18 protein-coding genes are annotated in these 17898 nt (G+C 64.2%); 12 read left to right on the forward strand and 6 right to left on the reverse strand.

From position 1 onward, the window contains the following. Window positions 1–93: 93 nt before the first annotated feature. The 3 genes from FJ954_RS17660 (at window position 94) to FJ954_RS17670 (ending at window position 2036) form a co-directional block, all read left to right on the forward strand. Window positions 94–627: a hypothetical protein gene (locus FJ954_RS17660; protein ID WP_140662169.1), complete on the forward strand. Its 534-nt coding sequence runs from the start codon at window positions 94–96 to the stop codon at window positions 625–627. 686 nt (window positions 628–1313) lie between these two features. Next, entirely contained in the window at window positions 1314–1637 is a 324-nt protein-coding gene (locus FJ954_RS17665) for a DUF736 family protein (protein ID WP_006339490.1), read from the forward strand. A 57-nt stretch (window positions 1638–1694) separates the two neighbouring features. Beyond that, window positions 1695–2036, forward strand: coding sequence for a hypothetical protein (locus FJ954_RS17670; RefSeq protein ID WP_140662170.1), 342 nt, complete (start codon window positions 1695–1697; stop codon window positions 2034–2036). A gap of 118 nt (window positions 2037–2154) precedes the next feature. On the opposite strand, the gene FJ954_RS17675 is transcribed toward FJ954_RS17670, so the two are convergent. Continuing rightward, complete coding sequence (locus FJ954_RS17675; protein WP_140662171.1) at window positions 2155–2562, reverse strand: hypothetical protein; 408 nt, start codon at window positions 2560–2562, stop codon at window positions 2155–2157. Further along, entirely contained in the window at window positions 2559–3380 is an 822-nt protein-coding gene (locus tag FJ954_RS17680) for a ParA family protein (RefSeq protein WP_140662172.1), read from the reverse strand. Before FJ954_RS17680 ends, FJ954_RS17675 begins: the two co-directional genes overlap by 4 nt. Before the next feature lie 348 nt (window positions 3381–3728). On the opposite strand from FJ954_RS17680, the gene FJ954_RS17685 reads away from it, so the two are divergent. Together FJ954_RS17685 and FJ954_RS17690 are read left to right on the forward strand one after the other, a co-directional pair. Continuing rightward, a complete protein-coding gene (locus tag FJ954_RS17685) occupies window positions 3729–4136 on the forward strand; it encodes a hypothetical protein (RefSeq protein ID WP_140662173.1) in 408 nt (135 codons plus the stop codon). A 245-nt stretch (window positions 4137–4381) separates the two neighbouring features. Continuing rightward, window positions 4382–6367 carry a relaxase/mobilization nuclease domain-containing protein gene (locus FJ954_RS17690; RefSeq protein WP_181177845.1) on the forward strand — a complete coding sequence of 662 codons (1986 nt, stop codon included), beginning with the start codon at window positions 4382–4384 and terminating at the stop codon, window positions 6365–6367. Between the two features lie 159 nt (window positions 6368–6526). On the opposite strand, the gene FJ954_RS17695 is transcribed toward FJ954_RS17690, so the two are convergent. The 4 genes from FJ954_RS17695 to FJ954_RS17710 all read right to left on the reverse strand — a co-directional run bounded on the left by FJ954_RS17695 (window position 6527) and on the right by FJ954_RS17710 (window position 10989). Continuing rightward, the gene (locus tag FJ954_RS17695; protein WP_140662175.1) at window positions 6527–7435 is read right to left on the reverse strand and encodes an amidohydrolase family protein; all 909 of its coding nucleotides are present in this window, start codon (window positions 7433–7435) and stop codon (window positions 6527–6529) included. Further along, entirely contained in the window at window positions 7432–8418 is a 987-nt protein-coding gene (locus FJ954_RS17700) for an ABC transporter permease (RefSeq protein WP_140662176.1), read from the reverse strand. Before FJ954_RS17700 ends, FJ954_RS17695 begins: the two co-directional genes overlap by 4 nt. Continuing rightward, the gene (locus FJ954_RS17705) at window positions 8415–9893 is read right to left on the reverse strand and encodes a sugar ABC transporter ATP-binding protein (protein WP_140662177.1); all 1479 of its coding nucleotides are present in this window, start codon (window positions 9891–9893) and stop codon (window positions 8415–8417) included. Before FJ954_RS17705 ends, FJ954_RS17700 begins: the two co-directional genes overlap by 4 nt. Before the next feature lie 67 nt (window positions 9894–9960). Further along, window positions 9961–10989 carry a substrate-binding domain-containing protein gene (locus tag FJ954_RS17710; RefSeq protein ID WP_181177846.1) on the reverse strand — a complete coding sequence of 343 codons (1029 nt, stop codon included), beginning with the start codon at window positions 10987–10989 and terminating at the stop codon, window positions 9961–9963. A 242-nt stretch (window positions 10990–11231) separates the two neighbouring features. Between FJ954_RS17710 and FJ954_RS17715 the strand changes: the two genes are divergently transcribed. The 7 genes from FJ954_RS17715 (at window position 11232) to FJ954_RS17745 (ending at window position 17857) form a co-directional block, all read left to right on the forward strand. Beyond that, the gene (locus tag FJ954_RS17715; RefSeq protein WP_140662179.1) at window positions 11232–12131 is read left to right on the forward strand and encodes a LysR substrate-binding domain-containing protein; all 900 of its coding nucleotides are present in this window, start codon (window positions 11232–11234) and stop codon (window positions 12129–12131) included. 107 nt (window positions 12132–12238) lie between these two features. Next, complete coding sequence (locus tag FJ954_RS17720; RefSeq protein WP_140662180.1) at window positions 12239–13219, forward strand: sugar phosphate isomerase/epimerase family protein; 981 nt, start codon at window positions 12239–12241, stop codon at window positions 13217–13219. A 48-nt stretch (window positions 13220–13267) separates the two neighbouring features. Beyond that, the gene (locus FJ954_RS17725; RefSeq protein ID WP_140662181.1) at window positions 13268–14137 is read left to right on the forward strand and encodes a MurR/RpiR family transcriptional regulator; all 870 of its coding nucleotides are present in this window, start codon (window positions 13268–13270) and stop codon (window positions 14135–14137) included. Further along, window positions 14134–15003 carry a PfkB family carbohydrate kinase gene (locus FJ954_RS17730; RefSeq protein WP_140662182.1) on the forward strand — a complete coding sequence of 290 codons (870 nt, stop codon included), beginning with the start codon at window positions 14134–14136 and terminating at the stop codon, window positions 15001–15003. The genes FJ954_RS17725 and FJ954_RS17730 overlap by 4 nt, the downstream gene beginning before the upstream one ends. A gap of 264 nt (window positions 15004–15267) precedes the next feature. Beyond that, a complete protein-coding gene (locus FJ954_RS17735; protein WP_140662183.1) occupies window positions 15268–16626 on the forward strand; it encodes a Gfo/Idh/MocA family oxidoreductase in 1359 nt (452 codons plus the stop codon). Between the two features lie 20 nt (window positions 16627–16646). Further along, complete coding sequence (locus FJ954_RS17740) at window positions 16647–16961, forward strand: putative quinol monooxygenase (protein ID WP_140662184.1); 315 nt, start codon at window positions 16647–16649, stop codon at window positions 16959–16961. A 17-nt stretch (window positions 16962–16978) separates the two neighbouring features. After that, the gene (locus tag FJ954_RS17745; protein ID WP_140662185.1) at window positions 16979–17857 is read left to right on the forward strand and encodes an NAD(P)-dependent oxidoreductase; all 879 of its coding nucleotides are present in this window, start codon (window positions 16979–16981) and stop codon (window positions 17855–17857) included. Window positions 17858–17898 lie beyond the last annotated feature (41 nt).

Raw genomic sequence — 17898 nt, forward strand, 5'->3', positions numbered from 1 at the left:
GTCTCGGCCTTCGGGTGACGATCCCTCGCGCAGGGCCAGAGGGAGAGGGCGGCTGGAGCGGGGCAGGGGACCCCGGAGAGAAAGGAAGTCACGATGTCGATGATATTCATAGGCGGATCACGCGAGATATTCGAGCTGCCGGAACCTGCCATCGCTCGCATCGGCGCAATCGTTGCTGGCGAGCACGGCGTTTTGATTGGCGACGCGCCCGGAGCCGATGCCGAGGCGCAGGTCCTGCTCGCGGGCTACGGCTACGAACATGTCGGGGTCTTCCACGCCGGCAAGGAACCCCGCAACAATCTGGGCGACTGGGCCGCCTACCATGTTCCTTCTCCCGAGGGCGCCGAAGAATACTGGGTCCACGCCGCCAAAGACCGGGAGATGGCGCGGCGCGCCGACTTTGGCATGATGGTCTGGGACGGCGCATCACCCGGCACGGCCGTCAACGTGCTTCGGCTCGCCATCGCCAACAAGCCGTGCGTCATTTACGATCTGGCCAGGGGCAACATGGCGACTACCTACAATGTGGAAGACTGGTGCGCCATGCTCCGCCATGCCGGTCTGGACATTCGCCAGCAAGCCGAAGCCCGCATGATGCCGGACGAGCGTCTGGCCTTGCCAGGATGATATGCGCGCGGTCCCGCCGATAGCCGGCGGGTCCCATCCGATATGCTTGATCCGGCCCCGCGTCCCCACCTCCAAGTGTATGAACGTCCGCAGCCGGCCCCTTTCGAACCCGGCCCACTCGCAGAGCCTCATCTCGACCCCTCTCGCCTCTGAAGCGGGTGCAAGCGTGCCGAACCTGGCTTGCGCGGTCATCCATCCTGGCCGCGAGGCATCGCCAGGGGTGTGAAGTTCGCTGCCAGCCGGCTCCGATCTCGAAACCGCTGTGCCGCCATTCCGAACGCGCAAGGCGGTTCACGCACCGTGCTGCTGAGGTATCGACGGCGCAGGCGACATGACCCGAGAGGCTGGCGGGTAAGGCTGTTCCTGCGGTCCGGCAGCGTTGCGTAGGCGGTCAAGCGATGGCGGCCTTGAGTTCTTTCCATCTGCCGCATCCAGGACCATTCCCGTTTCATGTCGCCTTTGTAGACGACCGCCTGCTTTGTGCGGTCAACCCCCGTTGGGGGTACACTCGGCGAATATTCAGGAAAATTCGATTTCTGTTTTTGTCCGCAGGCCGGCTAAGGGCCTGCCCGCAATTTTTCGGCAAATAGAATTTTCCAGAATTTTCGCCGAGATGACCGCAGCAGGACGGCCCTCTCCTTTGGCGCCATCGGGAATGGTCCCGATGCAACAGAAGGAGAACTACCATGGCCACCACGATCGCAAACCTCACCACCAAGTCCGACGGCTCGATGGAAGGCGTCTTCGCCACGCTCCGGGTCAACGCCCCGATCACCCTGATCCCGAACACCAACAAGTCGCGCGAGGACGCGCCCGACTACCGGATCGTCAACAAGCGCACGGGCTTCGAGATCGGAGCCGGCTGGCACCGCATCTCCCAGCGTTCTGGAGAGGAATACCTCTCAGTCAAGCTGGAAGCCCCCGAGATCGGCGTCATCTTCGGCAACCTCGCTCCCGCCCCGGGCGGCGAGGAAAACAAGAAGGTCATCCTCTGGAACAACCCCCAGTGAGGCATCGGTGGCCGGCCCCGGAAGGGGCCGGCTCCCCACCGGCAAAAGGAGGTTGCAATGAGCCGCTACACGATCACTGTCACTGGCACCGTCACCGGACAGAGCCGCTCGGATCCAGACGCTGTAATCGGCTACGACCCACCGCTTCGGACCTACTTCCTGCAGGCGTTCCCGCACGAAGAAACCGACGAGCCCGCGCTCTGGCTTGGCACCCGTGATCGCGCGTTCGAAGGGCTTGAGGATCTTCGCCAGGCAGCCATCTCACACGGCTACGACTTCATGCCGCTGTCGCCCGAACTGTCCGCAAAGCTGATCGACGACAAAGCGGCAGACGGCGGGCGTCCGAACCGGGACGGCATCGTCGGGGAACTGCTGAAACACCTTAACCAACCCAAGTAGGGAAACACGTCAAGGGCCCGCGACGGAGTGTTCCGTCGCGGGCCCTTTTTTTGCGCGTCGCAAAAGAGCCGCGAACATTCACCCGTCGCAGCGTGCGACAGCGACTCCACGTCGCCGATTATTCCTTCGGCAGTTTGTGCTTATGAATGCGGATATAATCCTGCACAGCCTTTCGCAGCAGCTCGGTCATGCTGTGCCCGTTGCTGATCGCCAGCAACTTGAACTGCCGCTGCTCCGCAGCCGTGAGGTAGTAGCCGCAGCGGACCATCTCCTCCTCGCGCATCTTCTTTCCGGCGATGGGGTCCTTTTTCTGACCCTGTCGCAGCAGCTTGCGAAAATCTGGCCCGACTGCCGGGAGCGGCTTTGTCGGTTCCTGCATCTGTGGCGCAGCCTGCGCCTTGATCCCTGACGTCTCGACCTTCGGCGGGATGAACATGCTGGGCAGCGCCGGCGGCTGCGTGGAAATCGCCTTCATCATGCGGGCCTTCTTGTCGTCACCGGGTTTCGGTGCGGTTTCTTCGCTCATGCCGCGTTCCTTGTGGCTGCGATGAAGGTTTGCAGAAGGTCTTCAAAGACCCCTTCACTCTCGGCAATCGCCTTCGCGTCGGGCACATCGGGGCTGTAAAGGGTCTGCCCGGTCTGGAGGTCACGGTAGGCAACGCGATTGTGCAGGACGTGTTCTGCAATCGGCGTGCCGTTGGCCTGGATGATGGCGCGCAGTTCGCTCAGGGCTCGTGCCCTGCCATCGATGATGGTCTGCTTGGTCAGCACGAATATCGCGGGCAGCGGTCTGCCCCGGCTCTCGACCGCCAGCGGAATGTAGTGGTCGGTGATCTGGATGGCGGCGGTCACATCGTCGAGGGCAAAATAGACCGGCACGACGACAATATCGGCGGCGAAGAGCCCAGCCATGAGGTTGTCGTTTGTGGTGCCTTCCGTATCGATCAAGACGACCGAGCGTTCACCGTTGTGGGTGGCCGCGGCGCGAAGGATTTCCTGCGGGGTCATCGCGCTCACCATCTGGAGCCTGTCAGGACGATTGCCAGCTTCGCCCAGCATCTGGAACCAGCGGTTCATGTTCTGCCGCCGGTCGCCGTCGATGAGAGTGACCGAATAGCCCCTATGCAGCGCGACGGATGCGAGGGCACGCAGCATCGTCGATTTGCCAGTGCCGCCCTTGGGGATCGCAGCGGAGATGATCATGGGGGCCTCCTTCCGGCATTGTCTCCTTGTCTCCATGTTAACATGGAGACAAGTCAGCATGGACACATGAAACAAAATCACGGTCGAAACAATCATGACATAGTCGACGGGGAAGCCTGCTTTGGCAACCCAGGCGCGCATAGATAAGGGCTCGCTGAAGATGCAGTTTTGCGCAGCTGCTTTCGTCAGAAAACAAGGTCCGGCGGACCATCGACTGCGCGTTTCCGACTAAGCGTGTTCCGGCTGCGCAAAGGGCCGCCCGATGTATCCATGTTAACATGGATACAAGTCGCCAACGCATCATAGACACATCGCATCAAATCACGATGGGAACTTCGCCTGCGCTGCTGCCGCTCACAAATGGCCGGAGAAAACCGCGCGGCCGCAATTTTGACTCCTTCCTCTTGGCAGGATAGCCTATTTTGTGATACACACAAAATAGGCGGCGCGGCCCTGGCGGGCCTTAGCGCCCGCAAGCGGGCTTGAGAGATGGATGCAGACGCCCAGAAACCAGCGGTAAAGAGCGCGTCAGGACGCTATGGCGAGGTGACGCACATCCGGTTTTCGGCTGACGAGCTGGTCGGCCTCAAAGCCATTGCGGAGCGGGACGGCGTAACCGTCAGCGAGGTCGTCCGGCGTCTGGTGCGGGCAGAGGCGGGGCACCTGCCTGTTGCATCAGAGGCGTTGCGACCGGCGATCGTGGACATGACCGATCAGCTGCGGCGCGTTGGCATAAATTTCAATCAGGCCGTGCGCGCCATGAACGACGGCCGAGTTGCCCAGGATGAGGATCTTGAGCAGGCGCTGATCGCCGTGGGCGACCTCGTGCGGCAGTTTCGCGAGGAACTGAAGGCGATGACCGTCGGGTCCCGCAAGGCGAGGAAGGCCAAGCCATGAGCGGTCGTCTTGCTGGCTACGCGGCCGAGATCGAACGCTATCTGCGGGGCGCTGCCGGCGTGAAGCGTGAGGAGATGGACGACGACAAGTCCCTGGCGGGGGCCCGACGCGAGGCCGGCGAATTCCAGGCAATGAAGAGCTCTCAGCGGACCCTTGGCGGCGGACGGCTGGGCCAAGGACAAGCCGGGTCGACAATAGCTGGCGGCAGGAACGCCCCTCGTTCGTCGCCGGCAGGGACAGGAGTGATGGGGAGCTCCGTCTCCAGCGGGACTCCGAAGTTCATAGCTGCGAGCTCGCCCAAGGCCGCTAGCGCGTCGATCATCGTCTATGGCGCCACGCTCGCCGGTTTCCGGCCGGAAGAGGAGGAGGAAGACTGGAAGCGGCGCGGCGGCGGCGGCCGCGGCGCGGGTCGCCCGAGCGGTACTGGACGAGCGGCGCGGGTCGTCTATCAGGCACGGGCCGTGGCAGCACGGGCAGGCTTTGCGGCGGGTGCGCAGCCTGCGGTGTTCAAGGTCATGCCCAATCCTCCGTCGACCAGGGAGGCCGCCGCGCGGCTGCTCAATTACATCGGGAAGCGCGAGGACGAAAAAGGCGAGAAACACGACATCGATATCTTCGACGAGGATGGGCAGGTCCTTGCGACAGGCGGCGCACGAAAGGCGTTCCTGGAAACGTTTTGCGAGACGTTCGAACCACCTTTGGAAAATACCAATTTTCTGGAGGTTCGTTTCGAGCTCGCCGGCGAGGTCACCGATGCCGCCTTGAGCGAGGCCTTGAACAAGGCCTTCGGCGCAAAACCGTTCATCTATGCACAGGATGGTCAGGCGGTGGAGGTATACGCGCACACCGATGAGCGGGCCGGGCCGCTCGCCAAGGTGCTTGCCGGTGGGCGGGAGAATTCGCGCAGCAAGGCGGTCGACAAGATCGAGGCGCGGTTGTCCGAAGCCATGGGCTCGGCGGGGGTGGAAGCCAAGGCAGAGGTAACGGCGGCCGTGAGCCGTGAACCCAAAGCGAAATATTTCCTGCAGAAGTTCATCCGCACCCACAGCCAGGCTCGCCACGCAAATAACGAGCCTGTATCCGGGGCGAAGAATTCCACCAAGGCGGCGGCCTCGGTCTATGAACAATGGCGCCCACAGTTTTCGGGACGTGAGCGCCGCAATGCCTATCACCTGCTTTTTTCGGCAAGGGCCGGCACCGATGCCAACGCCGTCATGGCCGCGGCGCGCGCCGTGATGGAGGAGCGAGCGCCAGGATACAAGTTCGTCCTGGCGCATCACAAGGACACCAAGCACGTCCATATCCATGCGATGGTGCAGGCGCGCTCTGCCGACGGCGAGCGCCTGAAATTCTACAAGCCAGATCTTGTCGCCTGGCGCGAGACTTTTGCGGAAAAAGCACGGGAGAACGGCATTGCGATGGTGGCGACGCGGCGCATGGATCATGCGATGACGCGGCCATTCACCAAGGAGCATGCCGGAGCCTATAGCCGCGCCCAGAGCGATCCGCGCTACCAGGTCAGCGCCAGGACGATCGAGCGAGTGGAGGCCAAGCGGCAACGCCGTTTGGATGGGCAATCCCTTGTCGTGAACGGCGATGCAATCGCTGCCGCATGGCAAAAGACTGTGGCAACGATGCGGACCGCGGGCGTAGTTGGTCAGGCTCTCACGGCGGCGGAATCGATCGGCAACAATTTTCTGCGGTTCCGTCGCGATCGAACGGGGGAGGGGCCGCCAAGTCCTTCCGCAGGTCGCGGAACGGATCAATCTGGCCAGAAGTCTTTCCTGTCCCATCCCGGTATGAGAGAATTGAATGCACTGATAGGAGATTTGAACATGGCGCAAACCCCCTTGGAAATGCGGCGTCAGATGACCCGTGTCAATCAGGCTCTGGACAACATAAGCGAGACCCTGCCGCCGGCGCAGCAAGGACAGTTCGAACAGTATCGTGAAGAGGTCAACGACAAGATGCACGACCGTCTCGCGCGGCTGCAATTCGAGCGGCAGCAGCAGCGTCGTGGTGGTGGCGGTGGCGAGCCGATTCCCGAGCGCGAGGCGCGGGGGCGAGACCTTCCAACCCGGGACGATCCCCGCCAGCCGGAGCAGCCGCGCACCGGCGCCGAGCAGGAGATGCGAGCCAAGCAGAAGGACGCCAACAAGCAGAAGGCTCATCAGGCGGAAGAGCAGGACCGCAAGACGCAGCGCTCGAACGATAGCGATTACGAGCGCTGAGCAAGGGCGAACCTAGCGTCCTCGCGCGGTGGTCTATCAAAACGACGCATTCGTCACAGAGTGGTCAGGCTGCATGGCAGTATTGCGCCATCTCGGTCGTTGATGTCACTTTCTCCGTATCCTGGAAGCGGACATTCAGATTAATCGCATACAGCAGCATTAGATCCGATAGAATCTTTCTGCATTGGAGCAAAGTACAGCGACGCGCTCGGATTCGGACATACCCTTTACCACGCCGCAAATGGTGGAAACGATCTTTGCTGGCGGTGCAAACAGGAGATCCACTGGCATGTTGGTCCCTACCATCGTACGCCCGGTGCCGAAGGTGTCCAGGACATGGTGCAGCAGTGGGAATGTGTCCTCGATCGTCCAGGCCGGTGCGCCGAGGCCGAAGCCGCATAGCTTCACGCTGACATTCGGTGCCTGCGCGAGGCGGCTGATCGCCGCTCGCCATGCCGTAAGGCCTTCTTCGCTGCGATCAGCGACCATGCCGAAATGTTCGAGCACGATCGCGGTGTTCGGGAAGGCCTTCGCCAGCGCCAGTGCGCTGTCCATTTGCGGCCAGTAGAGCTGAAGGTCGAAGCTCAGCCCGAGCGGTGCGAGGCGGGCAAAGCCACGCCGCCATTGCGGGCTCTCCATGAGATCGGGGCCGGGCGCGCTGCGCAGGCGTGGCTCGTCGTGCCAGTTCAAGATTTGCCGAATTCCGCGTAGGCGTGGAAAACCGGCATGGGCCTCCAGAAGCCGCTCAGCATCCGGCGCGGCCAGATCGGCATAGGCGACGATCGCGTCCGGCATGCCTTCCTGCCTGGCCAACGCGCTTAGCCAGCGTGTCTCGTCGAGCTGATCATGCGGATTGCGGCCGTTCTGGACATGCACCGTCTTGACGATGCCAAGCCCCGCCATGTCGCGACGGTAATCGGCTGGCAGGTAGTCGCGGCGGATGGGCGAGAGATCGCCCTCCAATGGCTCGGGCCGGTCGGGATCGAGCCACGGATAGGCGGCGTCCGAGAGGCTCTGGAAATGCTGATGCGTATCGACGATCGCCCAGCTTTCGTCGGCGGGCGTCATCCGCGCTTTCTTGTCCACTGGTCGGCAAAGACCGCCAGAATGACCACAGTGCCTGAGGCGACATATTGCCAGAAGGAAGGCACGTTCATCAGGGTCAGTCCGTTCTGCAGGGCGCCCAGGGTCAGCGCGCCGATGAGCGAACCCAGCGGATTGCCGACGCCGCCGAACAAGCTCGCCCCGCCGATGACGGCCGAGCCGATCGCCTGCAGCTCGAAGCCGCTGCCACCGATCGGTTCGGCAGCACCAATGCGCGCGATCAGCACGAAGCCGGCAAGGCTCGAAAGCACCCCGGATATCGTGTAGACCGTGACCTTCACCCGCTCGATGTTGATGCCCGAGAGCCTTGCTGCCTCCTCATTGCCGCCAATGGCGATGATCTGCTCGCCGAGCGCCGTGTAGCGGACCAAGAGATAGGCGAGGGCTGCCACCGTCAGCGCCAGCAGCACGGGCGTGGGGATATCAAGGACGCGGCCGGCGAAGATGGCGCGGAATTCCTTGGCCAGCCCGTAGATCGGCTGGCCGTCGGTGTAGATCAAGGCGGCGCCCCGGAAGATGCTGAGCGTGCCAAGCGTAACGATGAAGTCGGGCAGCTTCAGCCTGGCGATCAGCACGCCGTTGAGGAAGCCGCAGACCAGGCCGACCAGCAATCCCGCGCCGATGCCGGCGAGCAGCCCATGCGAGAGCATGTCGGCGGCCACCATGCTGGACAGGCCGACGATCGAGCCCACCGACAGGTCGATGCCCTTGGTCATGATGACCAGCGTCATGCCGACTGCGATCACTGCATTGATCGACGACTGCAGCATGATGTCGATGAGGTTCGACGGCTGGTAGAAGGTGCTGTTGAGCACCGAGAAAACCAGGAAGAGCGCCACGCAGCCGATCGCCACGCTTGCCTTGCGCAGCACATCGCCGCGCCGCGCCAGCGCGGGGCTCTTTCTGACGGCCGCTTCCGTCCGCGGCGGGGAACTGAGTTCGGTCACGAATTATCCTCTCTGGCGCCAAGCGCGATCAGCCGCTCCTCGGTCAGGCCGCCGGTGTTGTCGACAATGTTGCGCAGGCGCCCGCCGCTGACGATCCCGATGCGGTGGCAGATCAGCAGCAGTTCCGGCAATTCCGACGACACCACCAGCAGCGCCGCTCCATCGGCGGCGAGGCGGCGCAGCAACGCATAGATCTCCGCCTTGGCGCCGACATCGATTCCGCGCGTCGGCTCGTCGAACAGGAACACGCGCGCGCCCGTCGCCAGCCAGCGGGCGATCACCACCTTCTGCTGGTTGCCGCCAGATAGGTTGCGCATCTCGGTGCCGATCGAAGCCGGGCGGATGTGCAGCTCATCGACATAGCGCCTGGCGGCCCGCTGCCTTTCCGCGCCCTTGATCACGCCAAGCGAGGCAAAGCGGCCATGATTGCCGAGGCCGAAATTGCGTTCGACATCCATCATCGGGACGATCGCATGGCCCCTGCGGTCCTCGGGGATCAGGGCGATGCCGGCCCGCATGGCGTCCGCTGGCGTGCCGAGCGTCACGCGCCTGCCGGCAATGCTGATCTCGCCGGCCGAGAGCGGATCGATGCCGAAACAGGCGCGCAGGATGGCGGAGCGCCCGGAACCGACAAGCCCCGACAGGCCGACGATCTCGCCGGCGCCGATCGACAGGGTAACGTCGCCGATGCGGGCCGTGGAGATGCCGCGCAGCTCGATCAGCGGTGCACTTGCGACCGGCGCCGGCTTTTCCGCACTCATCTCGCGCGACAATTCGCGGCCCGCGATCAATTCGTTGAGCCGGGCCTCGGAATAGTCGCCGATCGGACCGAAGGCGACGACTTCGCCGTCGCGCAGGATCGTCACGTGGTCGGCTATGGCGCGGATTTCGTTCATCCGGTGCGAGATGTAGACGATCGCCTTGCCTGCCGCCTTGAGGCGCCGGATGACGGCGAACAGGCTTTCCTGCTCGGCCGGCGTCAGGCTTGACGTCGGCTCGTCGAAGGCAATGATGCGGCCGCCGCGCGCAAGCGTCCGGCTGATCTCGACCAGTTGCCGGTCGGCCATGCCGAGTGCCGATACCGGCGTGTCGGTATGGAGATGCGGCGCGAGGTCGTCGAGGATGGCGCGCGCCTGGCGGCGGAAGCCGGCGCGTGGAACGAGCTTTAACCCGCGTGTCCGGCCGAGGAAGATGTTCTGGGCGACGTCGAGCTGTGGCACCAGGCTGAGCTCCTGGCTGACGAGGCCGATGCCCATGGCCAATGCGTCGCGCGGCCCATCGATGCGCACGGCGCCGAGCGGATCGAGCGCGATGCGGCCCTCATCCGGCTGAACGATGCCGAACATCACCTTCATCAGCGTGGACTTGCCGGCGCCGTTCTCGCCCAGAAGGGCGTGAACCTCGCCGCCGCGCAAATCGAGATTGACGCCTTTCAGCGCCTGGACGCCGGCGAAGCGCTTGGCGATGCCGGTCATCCGAAGTGCGGGAGGACGGCTTTCGCCGTCCTCCGCTTGGGGGACTACACTAAGCACCTGCGGTGCCTCAGTTTGTCTTAGGATCGGGAAAATCCTTGACGTTCTCCTTGGTGATAACGGCCTGGGGCGACAGGATCCACTGCGGAATGGCCTGGCAGCCGAGAAGCCGCAGCGCCATCTGCACGCCGAGCTGGCCTTCCTCGAACGGGAATTCCGCCACCGTCGCGCGCATCTCGCCGGCGCCGACCGACTTCTTCGCTTCCCGGATGCCGTCCGTTCCAACCACGGCGACCTTTTCCAGGCTGCTGCCGGTGGTGACGGCTTCGACGACACCGAGCGCCATGCCGTCATTGTTGGCATAGATCCCGGCGAGGTCAGGCGTCTGGCGAAGGATGTTGGAGGTGGCGTTCAACGCGGTCAGCCGGTCCCAGTTGCCGGGCTGGCTCGCGACGAGCTCAAGGTTGGAATATTTCTTCAGCTCTTCCTTGAAACCCTGGATGCGCAGGCGCGCATTGGGCGAACCGGCAGCGCCCTCGATCTGGGCGACCTTGCCGCCGTCCGGATAGGTCTGGTGAAGGAAGGCGGCTGCCTTGGCGCCGATCGAGACCTGATCGGTGCCGATATAGGTGCTGGCGCCTTCGGTGCGGGCGTCGTCGATGATGATGGTGGGGATGTTGGCGGCGCGGGCCGCTTCGATTACCGGCGCCAGATTGGAATCGGATTGCGGCGAAAGCAGCAGCGCGTCCGGCTTCTGCGACAGCACCGTCTGCGCAAGGTTGAGCTGCTCGATCATCGAGCTTTCGTCCTTGGCGGCCTGGACGTCGACGCTGATCTTGTACGTCGCCGCCTCGGCCTTCGCGCCGGCCGCGACGTCCTGCCAGAACTCGTTGATCAACGTCTTGGTGACATAGGCGAAATGCAGTTCCTTCTTGGGCGCCGGCACCGCGCCGAATTCCGCCTCGACGGCCGTCGACTCGATCTTGTCGGTCTTGGCGGTCGGATAGGCCGGGCAACTGTCCTGCGCGAAAGCGGGGATCGCGCTGAAAAGAGCGAGCGCCGTCGAGGCGGCAAGCAGGCCGCTTGTCCGTAACTTCATCGAAATTCCTCCCATTGGGTGCCGGATCAGCTCCGGAACTTCCTCTTCCCTGTAGACCGGGCGCCGGGCCAAATCCTCACGCCCTCCCGCGCCCTGACTGTTCACGACTTCACCGTGTTGCAGCAAGTTGAAAACTAGATCATTCAATCTGTTAGATGCAAATTAGAAGCCCTATCCGATTTGTTAGCCAGGCTAAAAGAAAAATGATATGGCGGAGGCCGGCCAGAACGGGTGGACAAGGCATGCAGATACCGGTCAAGGCGATTTGGGTTTTCCATGCCGCGGCGCGCGCGGGCAGCATTTCGCGCGCCGCCGAGGAGTTCGGCGTGACACCGTCGGCGGTCACCCAGCAGATCCAGGCGCTCGAGGTCCAGCTCGGTGTGAGCCTGCTGACCAAGATGGGCCGCCGGGTGGTGCTGACGGAAGCGGGCGAACGCTATTTCGCGACCATCACCGACCAGATCGAGCGCATATCCGAGGCCACCAGCACGATCCGCGGCTACCGGTCGGTGACTATGCTGACCGTCCGGGCGACGCCGACATTGTCCAACAAATGGCTGCTGCCGCGCCTTGCCTCTTTTCTCGACCAGAACCCGGAATTGGAAATCCGCCTCGATGGAACCAACGAGCCGACCGATTTCAATCGCGAGCTCGTCGATCTGGAAATACGCCATGGCGACGGCCGCTGGCCCGGCCTTTTCGTCGAGGGCATGGCCGAAGAGACGTTCATTCCAGCCTGCGCGCCGGCCTTGGCGGCAGCGGGCTCGCTTAGCGCCGAGGAGCTGACGCGGTTCCGGCTGATCCACTCGGTCAAGTCGCAGGCCCAATGGCCCGCCTGGTTCAAGCTCGCCGGCTTGCAGCCGGCACACAGATGGCGCCGCATCCTGTTCGACCGCAGCCACATGGCGATCGACGCAGCCCTCGACGGGATGGGGATCGCGCTCGAAAGCAGCATGATGATGGAGCGTGAACTGCGCGACGGCCGGCTCGTCTGTCCTGTCGCCAATCCTCCTTCCGTGCGCATCGTCACGCAGTGGATCGTCTGCCCCCGCGACCACCTTCGGCAAAAGAAGGTGCGGCTTTTCCTTGACTGGCTGCGCGCGGAGCGCGACCAGACGCCGGGCCAACCGGCACCGCAATAGTCATCCCCCGGGCTTGATCGGATCCGCCGCCAGCATTCAGGTCGTCTACTTGATAACTGTACAGCTTTCTGTATTTGTGTGAAAAATCCGAAAGCCGAAGGTTTCTCATGCTATCCCGTTTCGCCACCCGATTGAACTCGTTCGCTTCCGCGCCGCATCTGCAATGGCCGGACCTTTCCGGCAAGCCGAGCATGATGCAGATGGCTGAGCGCGCCGCGACGGTGCCTGGGCTTACCGACCTCGACCTGAACTTCCCGGATCACGTGTCGGGGGAGCCCGCGGCCATTGCCCGGCGGATCGGCGACCTTGGCCTGTCCATCAACGGCCTTGCGATGCGCTACTACACCAACCCGGCGTTCAAGCGGGGAGCCTTCACCAATCCGGACAAGGCCGTGAGGCGCGAAGCGATCGATCTGACCAAGCGCGGCATCGACGCGGCGCGCGCCATGGGGACCGATCTGATGACGATCTGGCTCGGCCAGGACGGCTTCGACTACAACTTCCAGCTTGATTACGCGCAGGTCTGGGATTGGGAGGTCGCCGGCATACGCGAAGTGGCCGGGCATGATCCGGGCTGCCGCATCAGCATCGAGTACAAGCCCGACGAGCCGCGCGCGCAGTCGCTGTTGCGGGACGCGGCGACGACGCTGCTTGCCATCGCCGAGGCGGGATCGCCCAATCTCGGCGTCACCATTGATTTCGCGCATGCGCTCTACGCGGGCGAGCAGCCGGCCCTTGTCGCGCATCTGGTCCATCGCCGCAGCCGGCTGCTGGGCGTTCATCTCAATGACGGCTACGCCAAGCGCGATGACGGGCTGATGGTCGGCGCGGTGCATATGCGCTCGACCCTCGAACTGCTCCACCAGATCCGCCGCGACGGCTTCGACGGCGCGCTTTACTTCGACACCTTTCCCGATACCAGCGGGCTCGATCCGGTCGCCGAGTGCGAGGCTAACATCGCGACCGTGCGGCGCCTGCTGAAGATTTCCGAGAATCTGGCTGGCGACAACGGCCTTGCCGACGCGCTGGCCGGTCAGGACGCTGTGGCAAGCCAGAGGATCGTCAACAGGGCCTTGATCGGCGCGTGACCGGCGCTCATCAATGCCGCGGGAGGCGATGATGCCGAGGAAGAAAGCATGAGCCTGCCGCTTGGCGATCCGAGGACGATCGGGCCGCGCATCCGCATGATGATGCCGCACCTCACGCCGCTGGAGGGGCGGGTGGTCGACATGATCCTCGGCCGGCGCGATTTCGGCGAGGCGACATCGTTGAAGACCGTGGCGGAAGACGCCGGCGTGTCGGAGGCGATGATCGTCAAGGTTGCCAAGAAACTCGGTTTCGACGGGTTCAGGGATTTCCGGGCTGGCCTTGCCGGCTACAACCGCCTGCCGACCGCCGATCTGCATGAGGAGCTTTCGCCCGACGACACGGATGCTGAGATCGCGCGCAAGGTGTTCCGCACCTCCGTCCATGCGTTGGAGGAGACGCTTGCCATTCTCGATCCCGAAGCGCTGGAGCGCGCGGCCGACCTGATCTTCGGCGCGCGCCAGCGTGACCTCTATGGCGTCGGCGGCTCGGCCCAGATCGCCCGCGACGTTGCGCACAAGCTGCTGCGCATCGGCGTGCGCACCAGCGTGTTCGACGATACGCATATGATGCTGATGTCGGCTTCGCTGCTGGGGGAAGGCGATGTCGCAATCGCCTTCTCGCATTCGGGCGCCAGCACGGCGGTGATCGAGGCTGTCGAGCTCGCGCGCCGGCGCGGCGCCCGCACCATCGCGCTCACCAATTATGCGACGTCGCCGCTCGCCGGGGTCGCCGATGTCGTGCTGTGCTCGACCGCCCAGGGCTCGCCGTTGCTCGGCGAAAATGCTGCCGCGCGCATTGCCCAGCTGATCATCTTCGACGCTGTCTTCGCCGCCGTCGCGCGGCGCGACCTGAAGGCGGCCGAGCGCAACCTCGCCGCGACCATGGGCGCCGTCGCCGGCAAGCGGCGCGGCGCATGATCGCTTCATCTCGCCCTGTCGTGGTTGTGGTCGGCAGCCTTCACTACGACATCATGGTCGACGCGCCAGACCGCCCCCGCAAGGGCGAGACGGTGACCGGCTTCGGCTGGCGGCCGAAATTCGGCGGCAAGGGTGGCAACCAGGCGGTCGCGGCGGCGAGGGCAGGCGCCGACGTGCGCATGGTGGGCGCCGTGGGCGATGATGATTTCGGCCGTTTTCTCCTCTCCAATCTCACCACTGCCGGTATCGACGCATCCCGTGTCGCCCGCATCGACGGCTTGGGATCAGGGATGAGCGTTGCCATAACGGATAGTAGCGGGGACTATGGCGCCGTCATCGTTGCCGGGGCGAATGCCGCAGCCGATCCGCAAGGCTTGGCCGACCCCACGCTTTGGCGAGATGCAGGCGTACTCGTTCTGCAGAACGAGCTGCCCGATGCCATCAATCTCGCCGCGGCGAAGGCCGCGAGGCTGGCCGGAGTGCCCGTGTGCCTCAATGCCGCGCCGTACCGGCCGCTGGCGGACGAGTTCATCGCGCTGGTCGACACACTGATGGTGAATGCGATCGAGGCCGAACAATTCTCGGGCTGCCCGGTCGGGGATATTGCTTCCGCCGTTGGCGCGGCCAGGCAGCTCTCCAGCCGCTGCGCCACTGTCGTGGTGACGGCGGGCGGAGACGGCGTGGCCGGCATGCATCGCGGCCAGGATCCCGTCGTGGTCCCCGCGCTTCCGGTCCAACTGATCAGCACGCATGGCGCGGGCGATGTTTTCGCGGGGACTTTCGCCGCCGCACTGGCCAGGGACCACGCCTTTGCGCAATGCCTCGAGGCCGCGAACCAGGCGGCCGCTATCCACGTTTCGACCTGAAGGGCATTTCAATCTTTAGCGCAGCTAAACAATCGAGCGCCCCTTCTAAATTGCGCTAACAGCTTTCTCGCCATACGAATGAGCCCGTCCGGCAAGCACAGGCCGGATCATCGGCGGCACGGCCGGCCGGGAGGTAGCAACGTCACTGCAGGAGGGCGCCTGGCGCCTTCGTTGCGTGCCCGGTTAACCGGGGACGCAAGCCTTTGTATGCCTCGCCGAAGCCGACGCCGGGCCCGAAAATTCGGTCGTGCGAAGGAAACAGACATGAACCTCTACACTTTGCTTGCCGCGCGCGCGGATCGTGGTCGTCCGGTGCGGGTGGGCCTGATCGGTGCCGGCAAGTTCGGCTCGATGGTGCTCTCGCAGGCACAGCGTATCGCCGGCTACCACATGGTCGCGGTGGCGGACCTGAATGTCTCCAAGGCACGAGACTCCTTGCAGCGCGTCGGCTGGCCAGCGGAGCGATACCAGGCAAAGGATGCCGGCGAGGCGGTGAAGAACGGCACGACCTTCGTCACCGACGACGTTGCCGCCCTGCTCGCCTGCGAGGAGATCGAATGCGTGATCGAGGCGACGGGTCATCCGATTGCCGGAACGCGCCATGCGCTGGCGGCGATCGAAGCCGGCAAGCATGTCGTCATGGTCAATGTCGAGGCCGATGTCATGGTCGGCCCCATCCTCGCCGAGAAGGCGCGCCAGAAGGGCGTCGTCTATTCGATGGCCTATGGCGACCAGCCGGCGCTGATCTGCGAGCTGGTGGACTGGGCGCGGGCGACCGGCTTCGAGGTTACGGCCGCCGGCAAGGGAATGAATTTCGAGCCGCGCTACCGCTACTCCACCCCCGACACCGTCTGGGGCTTCTTCGGCTGGAGCGAGGAGGAAGTGGCGAAGGGCGATTTCAATCCGAAGATGTACAACTCCTTCACCGACGGTACCAAGGCGGCGATCGAGATGGCCGCGGTCGCCAACGGCACCGGCCTCGACTGCCCCGATGACGGCCTGGGCTTCCCGCCTTGTGGCCTGCACGACCTTGCCAGGGTGTTCCGCCCGGCAGCCGATGGCGGCCGCATGGCGCGCTCCGGCCTGGTCGACATCGCCGCCAGCCAGGAGCCGGACGGCCGCGAGGTGTTCAACAACATCCGCTACGGCGTCTTCGTCACCTTCAAGGCGCACAATGAATATTCGCGCGCCTGCTTCAAGCAGTACGGGCTGCTGACCGATCCTTCCGGCTGGTACGCCTCGATGTGGCGGCCCTTCCACATCATCGGGCTGGAGACCTCGATTAGCGTGCTCTCGGCCGTATTGCGCAACGAGCCGACTGGCACCTCGAAGGAGTTCCGCGGCGACGCCGTGGCGACCGCCAAGAAGGACATGCAGCCGGGCGAGATGCTGGACGGCGAGGGCGGCTACGCGGTCTGGGCCAACGCCATTCCCGCCTCGATCAGCCTTGAGCGCGCCGCACTTCCCATCGGGCTGGCACACAATGTGCGGCTGAAGCGCGCCGTCCGGAAGGACCAGATCGTCAGCTTCAACGATGTCGAGCTAGTGAACGACCTCGATGTCGTGAAGGTACGCCGCGAAATGGAAGAGCGGTTCCGCCCGACGCCGAGCGTGGCCGCCTGACCGTCCCCGGAGGAAAATTCATGGGCGAGCACAGCACGCCACGCTTCGTGGTGATCCCTGAATTTCGCGTCAGGCCGGAGGTCAAGGCGGCGTTTTTCGAAGCGGCTCTCGACGATGCCCGCCATTCCTTGGCCGATGAAGGTGGATGCCACCGGTTCGATGTCGTCTGCCCGGAAGGCGCTGAGGACACGGTGGTGTTCTATGAGGTCTACGACAATCGCGCCGCATTCGAGGCGCATCTGCAAACTCCGCATCTGAAGCGCTTCCAAGCGGCCATGAGGACGCTCGGGGTCGCGGAAACGGTCGTGCGCTTCGGCGCGCTCAAGGGTCCGTGAGCAGGCAAGGCGCCGCAATGAATGCCAGCAGCAGGATCGGTTTCATCGGAACCGGGATCATGGGAAGCCATATGGCACGCCGCCTGGCGCAAGCCGGGTTCTCCGCGACGGCCTGGAACCGCAGCCCCGACAAGGCAGAGGCGCTGGCGCCCTTCGGCGTCGGCCTTGCTACGGAGGCCGCGGAGGCGGCGCGGCACGCGGACATCGTGATCGCAATGCTGAGTTCCGGACCGGTCTGCGATGAGGTGCTGTTCGGACAACATGCGGTGGCCGACGCCATGTCGCCGGGCTCCATGCTTGTGGTGATGAGCTCGATCCCTGTCGAGACCGCGCGCAGGCAGGCAGAACGGGCAGCGGACAAAGGCATCCGCTATGTCGACGCGCCGGTCTCGGGTGGCGAGAAGGGCGCCCGCGAGGGTACTCTCGCCATCATGGCCGGCGGAGAGGCTCGCGCCATCAACGCGCTCGCGCCAGTCCTTGCCCCGCTCGGCCGCGTCATCCATGTCGGTCCAGTCGGCGCCGGCAGTCTGGCCAAGCTCGCCAACCAGCTGATCGTCGCCAGCAACATCTGCGCCGTTGCCGAAGCATTGCTGCTTGCCGAACGGGGCGGGGCGGATCCGGCGCGGGTGCGCGAGGCACTGCTCGGCGGCTTTGCCGACTCGACCGTTCTTCGCGAGCACGGGCGGCGTATGATCGAGGCTGATTTCGTGCCCGGCGGTCCGGCGAAGTATCAAATCAAGGATACCGGCACGGCGCTTGCGCTGGCGGCCTCGCTCGGATTGACACTGCCGGTCGCAACGGAAGTCGACCGGATTTTTCGCGGCCTCGTCGACAATGGCGGCGGCGATCTCGACCACAGCGCCGCTATTGTCGAACTGCGGCGCATGAACCTTTGATAGGGTGGCAGATCAGTAGCTGGTCGACAACTGGGCGTTCA

Source organism: Mesorhizobium sp. B2-3-15 (genome assembly GCF_006442875.1).
Taxonomy (GTDB): domain Bacteria; phylum Pseudomonadota; class Alphaproteobacteria; order Rhizobiales; family Rhizobiaceae; genus Mesorhizobium; species Mesorhizobium australicum.

Coding starts and splice junctions, on each gene's coding strand:
- FJ954_RS17660 (WP_140662169.1), top strand. CDS start 94: ATGTCGATGATATTCATAGGCGGATCACGCGAGATATTCGAGCTGCCG.
- FJ954_RS17665 (WP_006339490.1), top strand. CDS start 1,314: ATGGCCACCACGATCGCAAACCTCACCACCAAGTCCGACGGCTCGATG.
- FJ954_RS17670 (WP_140662170.1), top strand. CDS start 1,695: ATGAGCCGCTACACGATCACTGTCACTGGCACCGTCACCGGACAGAGC.
- FJ954_RS17675 (WP_140662171.1), bottom strand. CDS start 2,562: ATGAGCGAAGAAACCGCACCGAAACCCGGTGACGACAAGAAGGCCCGC.
- FJ954_RS17680 (WP_140662172.1), bottom strand. CDS start 3,380: ATGCGCGCCTGGGTTGCCAAAGCAGGCTTCCCCGTCGACTATGTCATG.
- FJ954_RS17685 (WP_140662173.1), top strand. CDS start 3,729: ATGGATGCAGACGCCCAGAAACCAGCGGTAAAGAGCGCGTCAGGACGC.
- FJ954_RS17690 (WP_181177845.1), top strand. CDS start 4,382: ATGGGGAGCTCCGTCTCCAGCGGGACTCCGAAGTTCATAGCTGCGAGC.
- FJ954_RS17695 (WP_140662175.1), bottom strand. CDS start 7,435: ATGACGCCCGCCGACGAAAGCTGGGCGATCGTCGATACGCATCAGCAT.
- FJ954_RS17705 (WP_140662177.1), bottom strand. CDS start 9,893: ATGACCGGCATCGCCAAGCGCTTCGCCGGCGTCCAGGCGCTGAAAGGC.
- FJ954_RS17710 (WP_181177846.1), bottom strand. CDS start 10,989: ATGAAGTTACGGACAAGCGGCCTGCTTGCCGCCTCGACGGCGCTCGCT.
- FJ954_RS17715 (WP_140662179.1), top strand. CDS start 11,232: ATGCAGATACCGGTCAAGGCGATTTGGGTTTTCCATGCCGCGGCGCGC.
- FJ954_RS17720 (WP_140662180.1), top strand. CDS start 12,239: ATGCTATCCCGTTTCGCCACCCGATTGAACTCGTTCGCTTCCGCGCCG.
- FJ954_RS17725 (WP_140662181.1), top strand. CDS start 13,268: ATGAGCCTGCCGCTTGGCGATCCGAGGACGATCGGGCCGCGCATCCGC.
- FJ954_RS17730 (WP_140662182.1), top strand. CDS start 14,134: ATGATCGCTTCATCTCGCCCTGTCGTGGTTGTGGTCGGCAGCCTTCAC.
- FJ954_RS17735 (WP_140662183.1), top strand. CDS start 15,268: ATGAACCTCTACACTTTGCTTGCCGCGCGCGCGGATCGTGGTCGTCCG.
- FJ954_RS17740 (WP_140662184.1), top strand. CDS start 16,647: ATGGGCGAGCACAGCACGCCACGCTTCGTGGTGATCCCTGAATTTCGC.
- FJ954_RS17745 (WP_140662185.1), top strand. CDS start 16,979: ATGAATGCCAGCAGCAGGATCGGTTTCATCGGAACCGGGATCATGGGA.